The 13,429-nt window shown below is 70.2% G+C and carries 14 protein-coding genes; 8 read left to right on the top strand and 6 right to left on the bottom strand.

Annotated elements, in window-relative coordinates:
- Positions 1–10: 10 nt before the first annotated feature.
- The 4 genes from DIE08_RS11775 (at position 11) to DIE08_RS11760 (ending at position 3,137) form a co-directional block, all read left to right on the top strand.
- Positions 11–856 carry a tetratricopeptide repeat protein gene (locus tag DIE08_RS11775; protein ID WP_124901996.1) on the top strand — a complete coding sequence of 282 codons (846 nt, stop codon included), beginning with the start codon at positions 11–13 and terminating at the stop codon, positions 854–856.
- Positions 857–959: 103 nt separating this feature from the next.
- The gene (locus tag DIE08_RS11770) at positions 960–1,880 is read left to right on the top strand and encodes a biotin--[acetyl-CoA-carboxylase] ligase (RefSeq protein ID WP_124626403.1); all 921 of its coding nucleotides are present in this window, start codon (positions 960–962) and stop codon (positions 1,878–1,880) included.
- Complete coding sequence (locus DIE08_RS11765; protein ID WP_124901995.1) at positions 1,877–2,665, top strand: type III pantothenate kinase; 789 nt, start codon at positions 1,877–1,879, stop codon at positions 2,663–2,665. The genes DIE08_RS11770 and DIE08_RS11765 overlap by 4 nt, the downstream gene beginning before the upstream one ends.
- A gap of 229 nt (positions 2,666–2,894) precedes the next feature.
- Positions 2,895–3,137, top strand: a complete 243-nt coding sequence (locus tag DIE08_RS11760; protein ID WP_059600026.1) for a hypothetical protein — start codon at positions 2,895–2,897, stop codon at positions 3,135–3,137.
- A 16-nt stretch (positions 3,138–3,153) separates the two neighbouring features.
- Here the strand turns inward: DIE08_RS11760 and rfaE2 are convergent, their stop codons facing one another.
- The 6 genes from rfaE2 to DIE08_RS11725 all read right to left on the bottom strand — a co-directional run bounded on the left by rfaE2 (position 3,154) and on the right by DIE08_RS11725 (position 9,192).
- Positions 3,154–3,639 (bottom strand): D-glycero-beta-D-manno-heptose 1-phosphate adenylyltransferase, encoded by a 486-nt coding sequence (gene rfaE2 / locus DIE08_RS11755; protein WP_059600025.1) that lies wholly within the window; start codon positions 3,637–3,639, stop codon positions 3,154–3,156.
- 162 nt (positions 3,640–3,801) lie between these two features.
- A complete protein-coding gene (locus tag DIE08_RS11750) occupies positions 3,802–4,680 on the bottom strand; it encodes a ferritin (protein WP_059451551.1) in 879 nt (292 codons plus the stop codon).
- Positions 4,681–5,164: 484 nt separating this feature from the next.
- Positions 5,165–6,391 carry a patatin-like phospholipase family protein gene (locus DIE08_RS11740; RefSeq protein WP_124626406.1) on the bottom strand — a complete coding sequence of 409 codons (1,227 nt, stop codon included), beginning with the start codon at positions 6,389–6,391 and terminating at the stop codon, positions 5,165–5,167.
- A 24-nt stretch (positions 6,392–6,415) separates the two neighbouring features.
- Complete coding sequence (locus DIE08_RS11735; protein WP_124901994.1) at positions 6,416–7,174, bottom strand: PhaM family polyhydroxyalkanoate granule multifunctional regulatory protein; 759 nt, start codon at positions 7,172–7,174, stop codon at positions 6,416–6,418.
- A gap of 79 nt (positions 7,175–7,253) precedes the next feature.
- Positions 7,254–8,081 (bottom strand): enoyl-CoA hydratase/isomerase family protein, encoded by an 828-nt coding sequence (locus DIE08_RS11730; protein ID WP_059600022.1) that lies wholly within the window; start codon positions 8,079–8,081, stop codon positions 7,254–7,256.
- A gap of 118 nt (positions 8,082–8,199) precedes the next feature.
- The gene (locus tag DIE08_RS11725) at positions 8,200–9,192 is read right to left on the bottom strand and encodes a fumarylacetoacetate hydrolase family protein (protein WP_124901993.1); all 993 of its coding nucleotides are present in this window, start codon (positions 9,190–9,192) and stop codon (positions 8,200–8,202) included.
- A 126-nt stretch (positions 9,193–9,318) separates the two neighbouring features.
- On the opposite strand from DIE08_RS11725, the gene DIE08_RS11720 reads away from it, so the two are divergent.
- The 4 genes from DIE08_RS11720 to DIE08_RS11700 all read left to right on the top strand — a co-directional run bounded on the left by DIE08_RS11720 (position 9,319) and on the right by DIE08_RS11700 (position 13,421).
- Positions 9,319–10,194, top strand: a complete 876-nt coding sequence (locus DIE08_RS11720) for an IclR family transcriptional regulator (RefSeq protein WP_059523979.1) — start codon at positions 9,319–9,321, stop codon at positions 10,192–10,194.
- A gap of 117 nt (positions 10,195–10,311) precedes the next feature.
- Positions 10,312–11,673 carry a DUF3108 domain-containing protein gene (locus DIE08_RS11715; protein ID WP_124901992.1) on the top strand — a complete coding sequence of 454 codons (1,362 nt, stop codon included), beginning with the start codon at positions 10,312–10,314 and terminating at the stop codon, positions 11,671–11,673.
- Positions 11,674–11,918: 245 nt separating this feature from the next.
- Entirely contained in the window at positions 11,919–12,176 is a 258-nt protein-coding gene (locus DIE08_RS11705; RefSeq protein ID WP_006477667.1) for a DUF3567 domain-containing protein, read from the top strand.
- A gap of 177 nt (positions 12,177–12,353) precedes the next feature.
- Positions 12,354–13,421, top strand: a complete 1,068-nt coding sequence (locus tag DIE08_RS11700) for a homocysteine S-methyltransferase family protein (RefSeq protein WP_059600019.1) — start codon at positions 12,354–12,356, stop codon at positions 13,419–13,421.
- Positions 13,422–13,429: the final 8 nt, after the last annotated feature.

Raw genomic sequence — 13,429 nt, 5'->3', positions numbered from 1 at the left:
GAGACCCGCGATGCAACCGATCCGGACGATGCGGCCTGCCGAAGCCGGCTTCACCACCGCCGCGCGGCGCCTGCTGCGCGCGAAACTCCCGCCGGCCGCGTTGCTCGCGGCGGCGGCCGTGACCGTTGCGGCCGTGGTCGCTGCGACCGGCTGGCGCGCCGCCGGCCCCGCGCCGAGCGCCGCGCAGCTCGACGAATGGCAGGCGATGGTCGCGCAGGCCGTCGAGCCGCACGCGCTCGCGCAGTTGCGCACCCTCGCGCGGCGCGGCTCGGGCGACGCGCAGGCGGCGCTCGGCATCGCGCTCGTCGATGCGCGCGAGCCGGGGCTGCGCGACGAGGGACGCGGCTGGCTCGAAACCGCCGCGCAGGCGGACACGAACGCCGACACGCCGGCCGCACGGCGTGCGCAGCTGGCACTCGGCAAGGCGCTGCTGCTCGGCAGCGGCGACATCCCGAAGGACTACGCACGCGCCCGCACGCTGCTCGGCGAAGCGGCCGGCCAAGGCGATCCGGCCGCCGCGTATTACCTCGGGCTGATCTATCGCAGCGGCTATGGCGTCGCAGCCGATCCGGTGCAGGCCGCGCACTGGTTCGAGATCGCGTCGCGCGCGGACATCCCGGCTGCGGATTTCATGCTTGCGAACGCGTACCGCGAAGGCAGCGGCGTGCCGCGCGACGAGGCGCGCGCGCTCGCGCTGTATCGCCGTGCGGCCGAGCACGAGCTGCCGGAAGCCGTGCAGACGCTCGCGATGGCGTATCGCAACGGCGAGCTGGGGCTGCGACCCGACGCGGACGCGTTCCACGCGCAGTGGATCGAGACCGCGCATGCGTTGAAGCATCCGGTCGTCGCGCCGTAACGGTGCGTCGGCGGCGCGGGCACGAACGCGCGGCGGCGGCGCGACGGGCATGACCTGGCGCGCCGCCCGTCACGCACTGCCCCCTGTCGCTACAATAGGCGCCATGAACGCCCCCACCTCCTCCGACACGCCCGATTCCGGCGACGCGCACATCGCGCGCAACCGGCTCGAGGCGCACCTGGACGCCGCGCCGCGCGCGTGGCCGCTCGACATCGTCGCCGCCACCGGCTCGACCAACGCCGACGTCGCGACGCGCCTCAAGGCGCTGCCGCGCACCGCGAACGCGCTGCCCGCGCCGCTCGTGCGCGTCGCGTTCGAGCAGACGGCGGGCCGCGGCCGGCAAGGCCGTCCCTGGTTCGCGCAGCCCGGCAACGCACTGCTGTGCTCGGTCGGCTGCATCGTGCCGCGCCCCGTCGATGCGCTCGGCGGCCTCAGCATCGCGATCGGCGTCGCGCTCGCGGAAGGGCTCGCCACGCTGCCGCTCGACGCTCACTCGCGCGTCGCGCTCAAGTGGCCGAACGACCTGCTGCTGACGACCACCGACGACGGCACGTCGCGCATCGTCGGCAAGCTTGCCGGCATCCTGATCGAAACCGTCTGGACCACCGCCGACGCGACCGCCGTCGTGATCGGCTTCGGTATCAACGTGCGCGGCGCGGAGGCCGTCGCCGCGCAGGTCGATGCGCTGCGTGCGCGCGAAGCGGCGCTCGCGAGCGGGCTGCCGCCGGCCGCGTTGTCGGCCGCATGCGCATCGGCGAACCTCACCGATACGCTCGCCGCGGCGCTGAACGCGCTCACGCCCGCACTCGCGCAGTTCGGCACCGACGGGCTCGCGCCGTTCTTGCCGCGCTGGCACGCGCTGCACGCGTACGCGGGACGCGAAGTCGTGCTGCTCGAACAGGGCGTCGAACGCGTGCGCGGCATCGCGACGGGCATCGACGCGACCGGCCAGCTGCTGCTCGACACGCCCGACGGCATCAAGGCGATCGCGGCCGGCGACATATCGCTGCGCGAAGCGCAATGAACGAACCGCATCTGTTGATCGACGCCGGCAACAGCCGGATCAAGTGGGCGCTCGCCGACGCGCAGCGCACGCTCGTCGAGACCGGCGCATTCGGCCATACGCGCGACGGCGGTGCCGATCCCGACTGGTCGGCCCTGCCGCGTCCGCATGGCGCATGGATCTCGAACGTCGCGGGCGCCGACGTGGCCGCGCGGCTCGACGCGCTGCTCGACGCCCGCTGGCCGGGCCTGGCGCGCACGACGATCCGCTCGCGGCCCGCGCAATGCGGCGTGACGAACGGCTATACGACGCCCGAGCAGCTTGGCAGCGATCGCTGGGCCGGCCTGATCGGCGCACGGGCGGCGTTTCCGGGCGAGCACCTGCTGATCGCGACGTTCGGCACGGCGACGACGCTCGAAGCGCTGCGCGCGGACGGCCGTTTCACCGGCGGGCTGATCGCGCCGGGCTGGGCCCTGATGATGCGCGCGCTCGGCACGCACACCGCGCAGTTGCCGACGCTGACCACCGACATCGCGAGCGGGCTGCTCGCGGGCGCGCAGGCCGAGCCGTTCCAGGTCGATACGCCGCGCTCGCTGTCGGCGGGCTGCCTGTACGCGCAGGCGGGGCTGATCGAGCGCGCATGGCGCGATCTCGCCGATGCGTGGCAGGCACCCGTGCGGCTCGTGCTGGCGGGCGGCGCGGCGGACGATGTCGCGCGCGCGCTGACGCTGCCGCATACGCGGCACGACGCGCTGATCCTGTCGGGGCTTGCGTTGATCGCCGCGGAAGCGGCGGCGCAGAATTGACGGAAACCGGTCGGCATCGCGCCGGCCGCGTTGATGCAGGCCCGGCTGCGGGCTTCGTCACGGTGAGGATGGAAAGCGGGCGCCGGTGCGGGCGCCCATGCAGACAGCCGGCCGCACATGCATGCGCCCCGGCCGACGCGTGCGATCGCCGGCGGCAACCACCGCGCGTGCCGCGCGGCCGGCCCGACCGAACGGTTGAACGACTGAACAACGACGAGGAGTGTCGACGATGCTGCGCTGGCTGATCGCTGTTCTCATTCTCGCGAACCTGCTTGCGTTCGTCGCCGTGCGCGGCGTGTTCGGGCCGCTGCCGGCGGCAGGCCCGCGCGAACCGGGCGTGCTGTCCCGGCAGGTTCGGCCCGATGCGTTGCATGCGATGCCGCTCGCGCAGGCGAGCGATCAGCCCGTGATCGGCGGTCCGATCGGCCCGCCGGCCGTGACGGCCGAGCCGCTCGCGGCTTCCGCGCCCTGACGGCGCGGCACCCGCATCAGGACTGCTGCGCGCGCACCTTCTTCAGCAGCGCGGTGGTCGAGCGGTCGTGCTCGAACGGAATCGCGAGCGCACGCCCGCCCCAGCTGCGCACGATGGCCGATTCCGGCAGCGCGTCCATGTCGTAGTCGCCGCCCTTCACGAGAATGTCCGGACGGACGGCCTCGATCAGCGACACCGGCGTCTTTTCCTCGAATTTCACGACCCAGTCGACGCTTTCCAGCGCCGCGAGCAACGCCATCCGGTCTTCCTCGCGGTTGATCGGACGGTCGTCACCCTTGCCGAGCATGCGCACCGACGCATCGCTGTTCACGCCGACGATCAGGCATGCGCCGAGCGCCTTCGCATCGGCGAGATACGTGACGTGGCCACGGTGCAGGATGTCGAACACGCCGTTCGTGAACACGACGGGCGAAGGCAGCGAAGCGCGCAGGGCAACCAGGGCGTCGCGGGTGATCAGCTTTCGTTCGAAGGTAGCGGACATGATGAATTTCGGTTGGCGAGAGCGGCGCGCGGTGCACGTCGCGACGGAACACGGCGGCGCCAGATAAAAAGCCCGCCGGATGGCCGGGCGGGCTTCATGCGGGACTACACTGCGGCGATCGCGACCGGCGGCGCTTCACGCCGGCTGCGATGCCGCGCAGCCTCAAGCCGGTTGCGCGGCCGACGACGGGCCACTTTCGGACTGCAGGCGGCCGGTGACTTCCTTGCGGTAGCGGTTCAGCTCCTGGGCCGTCGCGAACGTGCGCTCGAACAGGATCGACAGGTTGTGCAGGATCCGTTCGACGACCTTCTTTTCCCACTCGCCGTCGAAGCGGATCTGCTCGTCGAGCCAGCGCTCGAGCCATTCCGGATCCGGCAGGCGCGACTGCACGGTGTCGCGCGGGAACAGCGCCTGGTTCACGTGCAGGTTGGTCGGGTGCAGCGGCTTCTCGGTGCGACGCGCCGACGCCATCAGCACGCCGATCTTCGCGAACGCCGCGCGCGCGACGTCGCCGCAATTGTTCAGCGCCTTCTTCATATAGCGCAGGTAGGCGCCGCCATGGCGCGCTTCATCGCGCGAAATCGTTTCGTAGATGTGCTTGATGACCGGCTCGGTGTGCCAGTCGGCCGCGCAGCGATACCAGTGGTTCAGGCGGATCTCGCCGCAGAAATGCAGCATCAGCGTCTCGAGCGGCGGCGCCGGATCGAACTCGAAGCGCACCGCGTGCAGTTCCTCTTCGGTCGGCACCATTTCCGGCCGGAAGCGGCGCAGGTATTCCATCAGCACGAGCGAATGCTTCTGCTCCTCGAAGAACCACACGCTCATGAACGCGGAAAAGTCGCTGTCGTGCTGGTTGTCGCGCAGGAACATTTCCGTCGCGGGCAGCGCCGACCATTCGGTGATCGCGTTCATCTTGATCGTCTTCGCCTGCTCGTCGGTGAGCAGCGAAGCGTCGAACTTGTCCCACGGAATGTCCTTCTCCATGTCCCAGCGGACAGCTTCGAGCGACCTGTAAAGTTCCGGATAAAGCATGGTGTTCATGATGGTCCCACCCCTGTTCTGCGCAATGCGACTTCTCTAAACGTGACTGTTGCCGCGTCGGCGCGCGAGCGCGCCTTTCGCAGCCAAGACTGTAATTTTACGCGTGTATCCAGCCCCCGGGACGCAGTTTCCGCCTCCGGCAGCCGGGCGGCCGCGTCGCCGCCTTGAAGCACGCCGCGACCCCGCTCCGCTCGAACGGAACCGGCCGCGCGTGCCTGATGTGGGGGCCGGCGCAGGCCGGCTCGGTGGCGAGCCCGCCCGGCGCCACGCGGTTCCCGAACGGGTCCCGTGCGACCGCCGGACCGGCGGGCTGCTCGATATGGTGTATACGGCGGCGGCCATGATAGCACGCGGGCATGACGGTTCCGAGACGCGGAACCGGTCGCGCGCCGCCACCTGGGGTGCGGCGATCAGTCGCGGGCAGGCGTCGCGAAAACGCAACCGATATGTAAGTTTCATCCGTTTCGGCCCCGCTCTGCTCGCGTCAGACCCGTATTTCGCCGATCGCGCGGCCGCTCTCCGGCGGCATGCCGGATGCCGGCGCGCTGCCGCCGTCGGCTCCCGCGATCCAGTTCGCCAGCGTGTCGCGCTGCGCGCGCCCGTCGCGATAGCCGAGCTCGATCAGCTCGCGCGTGAAGGCTTCCTCGAACAGCAGGTAGCTCGCGAACGACGCGCCGGCCGGCTGGCTGCCGCCGATCGCGCCGAGCAGCCCGCGCATCGTCGCCGGCATCTGCTTCAGGTGTTTCGCGGCGATCAGCTCGATGCGCTCGGACGGCGCGATCGCGAGCACGTCGACGTGCCGCCAGCCGCTGTCCACTTCGACCTGGTGCGGCAGGTGCTCGATCATCCGGTTGATGTGCTCGATCCGCTCGATGTCCGAGCCGATCGAGTCGAGAAACACGCTCGCGAGCACCTGCTGGCCGATCTGCGCGAGCGTCGGGTAGCCGCGCACCCGTCCCGAGCCGTTCGCGGCCGGAATCTCCGGCCGCGGGTCGGCCGCGCCGACGACGACGATCCGGTGCGCGCCGAAGTGGATCGCCGGCGACAGCGGCGCGACCTGCCGGATCGAGCCGTCACCGAAATATTCGATCTGGCCGTCGAGCACGAGCGGCACGGCCGGAAACACGAACGGAATGGCCGACGACGCGAGCAGGTGCGATGCCGACAGATCGACGAGCCGCGCGGTGCGCTGCGCGCGCCGCCATGCCTGGATCGGCTCGGCGGCCTGGTAGAACGTCAGGTGCCGGCCGCTCGAATAGCTGAGCGCCGTCACCGAGAGCGCATGCAGCAGCCTGCTCTCGAGCATCTGCTCGATCCGGTGAAAGCTCAGCTCGCGCTGCAGCAGGTGCGCGAGCGGAGCGTTATCGAGCAGCCCGCGCGGCGAGCGGCGCGCCGCCCAGCCGAATGACATCGTCGCGAGCCAGCGTGCGCCCGCCGCCGCGATGCCGAGCCAGTCGGTGCGATACACGTAGTCCGCGCGCAGCGGCTCCCAGAATTCGAGCAGACGCCGCACGCCGTGCGAAAAGTCGTCCGCGTGGCTCGCGATCGACGTCGCATTGATCGCGCCGGCCGACGAGCCGCAGACAACCGTGAACGGTACCGTGTGCCGGTTCGGATCGGCCTCGCGCGCGATCTCGGCCAGCGCCTTCAGCACGCCGACCTGGTAGGCGGCACGTGCGCCGCCCCCCATCAGCACGAGCGCGAGCCGCATGATCGACCTGCTATCCGGTTCGCGTCACGTCGAGCGCTTCGGCGGACGCGTTTCGGGCGACGAGGCGGCCGCCGCGCGCGCCGCGGCCGATCCTGCCGGCTTCGCACGCTTCGCGGCCGGCTTGCGCGGCGCGGCGGCGGCGGCCGCGGCCGGTGCGGGCTGCTCCGCCCGCGCCGTCGATGCGGTCTGCCCGGACGGCGCGGCGCCCGGCTCCGCGGGCTGCGCGCCCGGCTGCGTCATTGCGAGGCTCGCGAGCTGGTTGAACTGCGCCTGCAGCAGGTTCCACCAGCCGGCCGGATCGAACGCCTGCTGCGCGGCGTCGCCTGCCGGCGGTGCGTCAGCCGCGCCAGCGGCATCCGGCGCTTGCGGCGCATCGGCGCGCGGCGCGGACGCCGCTTGCGCGGCCGCGACCGCCGCTTCCTCGGCCGCCGACATCGAGCTTTGCGCGAACGCGCCGAACGCACGCAGCGTCGCGAGCGTCGCGCGCTGCACCTCGAGCGCCTGGATCGCGGACTGCAGCATGCCGAGATTGAGCTTGAGCCACTGCTCGACCGCGCGCAGATCGGTGATTCGCTTGTCGAGCTCCTCGACGCTCGTGAGCGGCGCCATCATGTCGGACATGCTCGACAGCGACGGCGGCAGCCCCGACGCGGCGCCGGGAAACGACGCCATCCCGCCGAACGGCGACATCCGCATCATGTCCCACATCCGGTCGAGCATGTCGGCAGGCTTGAAACCGGCAAAGCCGGCAAAAGGATTGGAGCCGGGGGCATCGGTCGTCATACGGGCATCCTGGTTGGCTGGGTGGGCGAAGCGGTCGGCACGAGTCGTGCGGCCGCCCTTGGTCCGATCATAACGCGCGTCAGAACGGTGCGTCGCCGGGGAAGTCTGGCGGGCGCCGCTCGCGCAGCGAGCGGATGCCCTCCTGAACGTCGGGCCCCGAGAAGCCCATGAATTCGAGCGCGAGCGACGTATCGAAGGTTGGCCCGGCGCTGCGCAGCCAGTTGTTCAGCGCGTACTTGGTCCAGCGGATCGCCGACTGGGATCCGTGCGCGAGCCGCTCCGCGACCTCGTACGCCTTCGGCAGCAGGTCCGCCGGCTCGACCGCGAGCGACACGAGGCCGATCCGCTCGGCCTCCTCGCCGCTCACCGGTTCGCACAGCAGCAGGTAGTACTTCGCCTTCGCCATCCCGCACAACAGCGGCCACACGATCGCCGCGTGATCGCCGGCCGCGACGCCGAGCCGCGTATGGCCGTCGATGATGCGCGCATCCTTCGCGGCGATCGAGATGTCGGCGAGCAGCCCGGCGACGAGCCCCGCGCCGACGGCCGGGCCGTGCATCGCGGACACGATCGGCTTGCTGCAGTTGATCACGTTGTAGACGAGGTCGCGCGCCTCGCGCCACACGCGGGCGCGCACGTCGAAGTCGTTCGCCATCGCCTCGACGAGCGCGAGATCGCCGCCCGCCGAAAAACCCTTGCCCTCGCCGCGGATCACCGCGACGCGCGTGTCGGGATCGCGGTCGACGTCGCGCCAGATGTCGGCGAGCTCGCGATGCATGCGCTCGTTCGCGGTCGCGAGGCCGCTGCGGTTGGCGCCCTCGCCGCTCATCACGATGTCGAGCACGCCATGATCGCGGCGCGTCACCTTCAATGCTTCGTAACCGCCGTATGCGGCGAGATCGGCCATGCGCAGCTCCCGGGTTCGTGAAATGCTTGAAACGCCTGAATCGAGTGTAGCCAAGCCCGCGCGGGCAAACATCAGGCGAAACCCGGCGCGCGGGCCGGGACCGGGTTTCGCGCGGACGTCAGGCCGCGCCGTCGGGCGGGGCGACCGCCTGCTCGATCGCACCGAAGATCGACTTGCCGGCCGCGTCGAACATTTCGATGCGCACGGTGTCGCCGTAGCGCATGAATTCGGTCTGCGGCGCGCCGTGCTCGATCGTCTCGAGGCAGCGCTTCTCGGCGATGCAGCAGTAGCCGCGCTTCGCGTCCTTGTTCGACACCGTGCCCGAGCCGACGATCGAGCCGGCACGCAGGTTGCGCGTCTTCGCCGCATGCGCGATCAGCTGGCCGAAGTGGAACACCATGTCGGTGCCCGCGTCGGGCTGGCCGACCTTCTTGCCGTTCCAGTGAACGATCATCGGCCGGTGCACGCGGCCTTCGCGCCATTCGTCGCCGAGTTCGTCGGGCGTCACAGCGACCGGTGCGAATGCGCTGGCCGGCTTGCTCTGGAAGAAACCGAAGCCCTTCGCGAGTTCGGCCGGAATCAGGTTGCGCAGCGACACGTCGTTCACGAGCGTGACCAGCCGCACGGCCTTCAGCGCGTCGTCGGGCGATGCGCTCATCGGCACGTCGCCGGTGATCACCGCGACCTCGGCCTCGAAGTCGATGCCCCACGCCTCGGACGGGCACACGATGTCGTCGCGCGCGCCGAGGAAATCGTCGCTGCCGCCCTGGTACATCAGCGGATCGGTCCAGAACTCCGGCGGCATCTCGGCGCCGCGCGCGCGGCGCACGAGCTCGACGTGGTTCACGTACGCGGAGCCGTCGGCCCACTGGAACGCGCGCGGCAGCGGCGCCATGCAGTTCGCCGGGTCGAACGCGAACGCGTTGCGCGCACGGCCGTGGTTCAGCGCGTCGTACAGGTCGCGCAGCTGCGGCGCGTAGAACGCCCAGTCGTCGAGGACGCGCTGCAGCGTCGGTGCGATCGCATCGGCGATCGCCGCGGTGTGCAGGTCGCGCGACACGACGATCAGCTGGCCGTCGCGCGTGCCGTCCTTCAGCGATGCAAGTTTCATGGGGTATCTGCCGTTGTAGTGACGATGGAGGGAATCTATTTTACGATGGTGAATCCGCGCGGCGCGCCACCATCGTGCACGCCGTTTTCGTCCCGACCCTTGCCGCCTTGCCGCGCCCCGTTGCCCATGCCCGCCAGCCCGCTTCCCGACGACGATCTCGCCGATTCCGACACCGACGACACCGGCTCCGGCGAGCATGGTGAAGGCGGCGAGAAGGTCCGCTCCGGCATCCAGTCGATCGAGGTCGGCTTCCGCCTGCTCGACGTGCTGACGAGCGAGCCGCGCGCGATGATGCTGCGCGATCTCGCGCAGCGCGCGGGCATGAGCCCGGCGAAGGCACACCGCTATCTGGTCAGCTTCTCGCGGCTCGGCGTCGTGTCGCAGGATCCCGTGTCGGGCCGCTACGAACTCGGCGGCTTCGCGCTGCAGATGGGGCTCGCGCGGCTCGCGCGCGTCGACGGCGTGAAGCTCGCGCGGATCGCGCTGACCGAGTTGCGCGACCGCGTCGACCAGACGGTCGGCATCGCGGTGTGGGGCAACCAGGGGCCGACGATCGTGCACTGGATGGAATCGAGCCATCCCGCGAAGGCGTCGCTGAAGCTCGGCGACGTGATGCCGCTGCTCGGCTCCGCGACGGGCCTGCTGTTCGCCGCGTACCTGCCGCGCAGCAAGACCGCGGCGATGCTCGAACGCGAGCTCGCCGACACGCGCCGCTCGCCGCATCACGGCGGCCCGCGCACGCTCGACGAGGTCGAGGCGGTGCTCGCCGACGTGCGCGCGCATCAGGCAGCACGCGTCGAAGGGATGCTGCTGCCAACGATCCATGCGTTCTGCATGCCGGTGTTCGATGCGGTCGGCGAACTCGCGCTCGCGATCGTCGCGCTCGGCCAGGAAGGCATGTTCGACATCGCGTGGGGCGGCGAGATGGATACCGCGCTGCGTGCATGCGCGCAGAAACTGTCTTACGAACTCGGCTATAGTCCGGACGCGCGCGACGCCTGACACGCGGGGCGTGTGACACTCGCGCGATGTACCGCGAACGCGCGGCGCACCCGGCGGTCCGATGGCTGTGACGCGCGATGCGCGCCGCGACCGCCCCAACCCTGTTCCGTTTCGCCGATGCCGCCTGCCGACACCCGTCCTCGTCACGCCCTGCCCCGCCACTGGCTGCGCGTGGGCGTCGCGCTCGTCGTCGTGCTGGTGCTGCACGCGCTCGCGGCGTTGTGGCTGGCGCGCAGCCGCGACGCGTTCACGCCGCCCGCGCCCGCCGAGATACCGGTGCAGATCGAGCTGCTGAAGCCGCGGCCGATCGAGCGCCAGCCCGCGCCGAAGTCGGCAGAACGACCGGCCGAGCCAGCGCAGGCGAAGCCGGCCCCCGCCGCACCGAAATCAGCACCGAAATCTGCACCGAAGCCCGCGCCGTCGCCCGAGCCGGTCCTCACGTCGACGCAGACGGCCGAGCAAGGCGAGCCGCCGCCGGCCGCCGCCTCAGCCGCCTCAGCCGCCTCAGCCGCCTCAGCCGCCTCAGCCGCCTCAGCCGCCTCAGCCGCCTCAGCCGCATCAGCCGCGAGCGGCGCGGCAGGCGCATCCGGCACGCACCCGGCATCGGCCGGCGATGCCGGCAGTGCCGCGACGCCGGGCCCCGCGACGAGCGGCGTGAAGTTCGCGGCGCCGCCGCCCGGCGACCTGCAGTACGACACGTTCTACAACGGGATGCAGAACATGATCGGCACGATCCACTGGCGCACCGACGGCCGCACCTACGACCTGTCGGTGTCCATGCCCGTGCCGTTCGTCGGCCCGTTCACCTACCGCAGCGAAGGCCGCATCGACGCATTCGGCGTCGCGCCCGACCGCTATGTCGAGAAACGCGGCAAACGGCCCGAGGACATCGCGATCTTCAACCGCGAAATCCGCCAGGTGGTCTTCACGCGCACGCCGAACAACGCGCCGCTGCCCGACGGCGTGCAGGATCGCTTCAGCATGCTGATGCAGCTGTCGGGGCTCGTGCGCGGCAATCCGTCCGCCTACCAGCCGGGCGTCACGCAGCAGTTCTTCGTGATCGACAACAACAACGGCGAGACCTGGCCGATCACGGTGATCGGCGACGAGGACGTGCAGACGCAGGCCGGCATCGTCCGCGCACGCCACTTCATGCGGCTGCCGCGCCGCGACGGCGACACACGCCGCATCGACATGTGGCTCGCGCCGTCGCTCGACTGGCTGCCCGCGCGGCTCGTACAATCGGAGCCGAACGGCTCGCAGATCGAGCTGCTGTGGCACGGCCGGCTCGCCCCGCCCGGTGCGCCCGCCGATGGCGCGACGCGAGGCGCAACGAACGAAGACGCAACGAACGCGCCCGCCAGCGTGCCGGCCTCCGCCGCACCGGCCATGGAGCCGGCACAGCCCGCAGCGCCGCCCGCGGAGCAGGCGCCCGCGCCAGCGGCTGCGCCGCCGGCAGCGTCGCAGCCCGCGCCGTAACGATCGACCAATCGGCAATTTCGACCGATTAAAGCTCTCGCCAAAATGGCCGATGACACTCTTTAACAACTATTTCGGTATTCCGGATCACAATAAGAAACGTTTGATAGATATCGGCTTCTAACCCGATACACCCCACGCAAACGGGAGAACGGGGTGTGCAGCGCAAGCCCCTTGAAACCGGCAAGGTCTGCCCCACCTACGGGACAACAAGGCCAGATGCCACTGCGAAGAGGAGTGCCGCCATGCAAATGATCTACAACAGCCCCAACTACTGCGTCGTCGAATTTGCGCCGCAGGCCGGCCACCATCTGATGAATGCCGGCGGATACGAAATCGTCGACAAGAACGCGCAGCGCGAGATCTTCATCGACGGCGAGCTCGCCGAGCGATTCCGCGCACACGTGAAGCAACTGATCGAGGATGAACCGTCGCTCGACGAAGTGGACGAATTCCTCGGACAGTTCGACAGTCTGATGATGATGCCCGTCGTCCTGCACTGACGACCCGCGGCCCGGCGCATCGTCGGGCCATTCGCCGCTTTCGGGCGGCGCCGCGAGCACTCCGATCCAAGCCCCCGTCCGGTTCGCCGGGCGGGGGTTTTCATTTGGGGCGGGCCGGGCGGCGCCCTGGCGCACCGGCTACAATGACGGTTTTCCCGTCTTCGCCGCTCTTCCGCCATGTCCGCGACCCCTCTCGCCGCTTCCGCCCCGCTCGACGCGCCCTACACGCGCGGCGCCGACCTGCCCGCGCTGCTGAAATCGCGCATCCTGATCCTCGACGGCGCAATGGGCACGATGATCCAGCGCTACAAGCTCGACGAGGCCGCGTATCGCGGCGAGCGTTTCAAGGATTTCCCGCGCGACATCAAGGGCAACAACGAACTGCTGTCGCTCACGCAGCCGCAGATCATCAGCGAGATCCACGACCAGTATTTCGCGGCCGGCGCGGACATCGTCGAAACCAACACGTTCGGCGCGACGACGGTCGCGCAGGCCGACTACGGGATGGAAGACCTCGTCGTCGAGATGAATGTCGAATCGGCGCGGCTCGCGCGCGAATCCGCCGCCCGCTACGCCACGCCCGACAAGCCGCGCTTCGTTGCCGGCGCGATCGGGCCGACGCCGAAGACGGCGAGCATCTCGCCGGACGTCAACGACCCGGGCGCGCGCAACGTCACGTTCGACGAGCTGCGCGACGCGTATTACCAGCAGGCGAAGGCGCTGCTCGACGGCGGCGTCGACCTGTTCCTCGTCGAGACGATCTTCGACACGCTGAACGCAAAGGCCGCGCTGTTCGCGCTCGACGAACTGTTCGAGAACACCGGCGAGCGCCTGCCGATCATGATCTCGGGCACCGTGACCGACGCGTCGGGCCGCATCCTGTCGGGCCAGACGGTCGAGGCATTCTGGAATTCGCTGCGTCACGCGAAGCCGCTCACGTTCGGCCTGAACTGCGCGCTCGGCGCGGCGCTGATGCGCCCGTACATCGCCGAGCTCGCGAAGCTGTGCGACACCTACGTGTCGTGCTACCCGAACGCGGGCCTGCCGAACCCGATGAGCGACACCGGCTTCGACGAAACGCCGGACGTGACGTCGGGCCTCCTGAAGGAATTCGCGCAGGCCGGGCTCGTGAACCTCGCGGGCGGCTGCTGCGGCACGACGCCCGAGCACATCGCCGAGATCGCGAAGGCGCTCGCCGACGTGAAACCGCGCCGCTGGCCGAGCCAGTACAGCGACGCCGCCTGACCGACCGC

It is taken from the genome of Burkholderia sp. Bp9004, assembly GCF_003858025.1.
Taxonomy (GTDB): Bacteria; Pseudomonadota; Gammaproteobacteria; order Burkholderiales; family Burkholderiaceae; genus Burkholderia; species Burkholderia diffusa.
Note: the sequence above shows the minus strand (reverse complement) of the source record. Positions and strands in the feature narration are given on the sequence as shown.

Bases quoted from the DNA above. Each gene is read 5' to 3' on its own strand.
- DIE08_RS11760 (WP_059600026.1), top strand. From the start codon at position 2,895: ATGCTGCGCTGGCTGATCGCTGTTCTCATTCTCGCGAACCTGCTTGCG.
- DIE08_RS11705 (WP_006477667.1), top strand. From the start codon at position 11,919: ATGCAAATGATCTACAACAGCCCCAACTACTGCGTCGTCGAATTTGCG.
- DIE08_RS11730 (WP_059600022.1), bottom strand. From the start codon at position 8,081: ATGGCCGATCTCGCCGCATACGGCGGTTACGAAGCATTGAAGGTGACG.
- DIE08_RS11740 (WP_124626406.1), bottom strand. From the start codon at position 6,391: ATGCGGCTCGCGCTCGTGCTGATGGGGGGCGGCGCACGTGCCGCCTAC.
- DIE08_RS11720 (WP_059523979.1), top strand. From the start codon at position 9,319: ATGCCCGCCAGCCCGCTTCCCGACGACGATCTCGCCGATTCCGACACC.
- DIE08_RS11770 (WP_124626403.1), top strand. From the start codon at position 960: ATGAACGCCCCCACCTCCTCCGACACGCCCGATTCCGGCGACGCGCAC.
- DIE08_RS11735 (WP_124901994.1), bottom strand. From the start codon at position 7,174: ATGACGACCGATGCCCCCGGCTCCAATCCTTTTGCCGGCTTTGCCGGT.
- DIE08_RS11715 (WP_124901992.1), top strand. From the start codon at position 10,312: ATGCCGCCTGCCGACACCCGTCCTCGTCACGCCCTGCCCCGCCACTGG.
- DIE08_RS11700 (WP_059600019.1), top strand. From the start codon at position 12,354: ATGTCCGCGACCCCTCTCGCCGCTTCCGCCCCGCTCGACGCGCCCTAC.
- DIE08_RS11725 (WP_124901993.1), bottom strand. From the start codon at position 9,192: ATGAAACTTGCATCGCTGAAGGACGGCACGCGCGACGGCCAGCTGATC.
- DIE08_RS11750 (WP_059451551.1), bottom strand. From the start codon at position 4,680: ATGAACACCATGCTTTATCCGGAACTTTACAGGTCGCTCGAAGCTGTC.
- DIE08_RS11775 (WP_124901996.1), top strand. From the start codon at position 11: ATGCAACCGATCCGGACGATGCGGCCTGCCGAAGCCGGCTTCACCACC.
- rfaE2 (WP_059600025.1), bottom strand. From the start codon at position 3,639: ATGTCCGCTACCTTCGAACGAAAGCTGATCACCCGCGACGCCCTGGTT.
- DIE08_RS11765 (WP_124901995.1), top strand. From the start codon at position 1,877: ATGAACGAACCGCATCTGTTGATCGACGCCGGCAACAGCCGGATCAAG.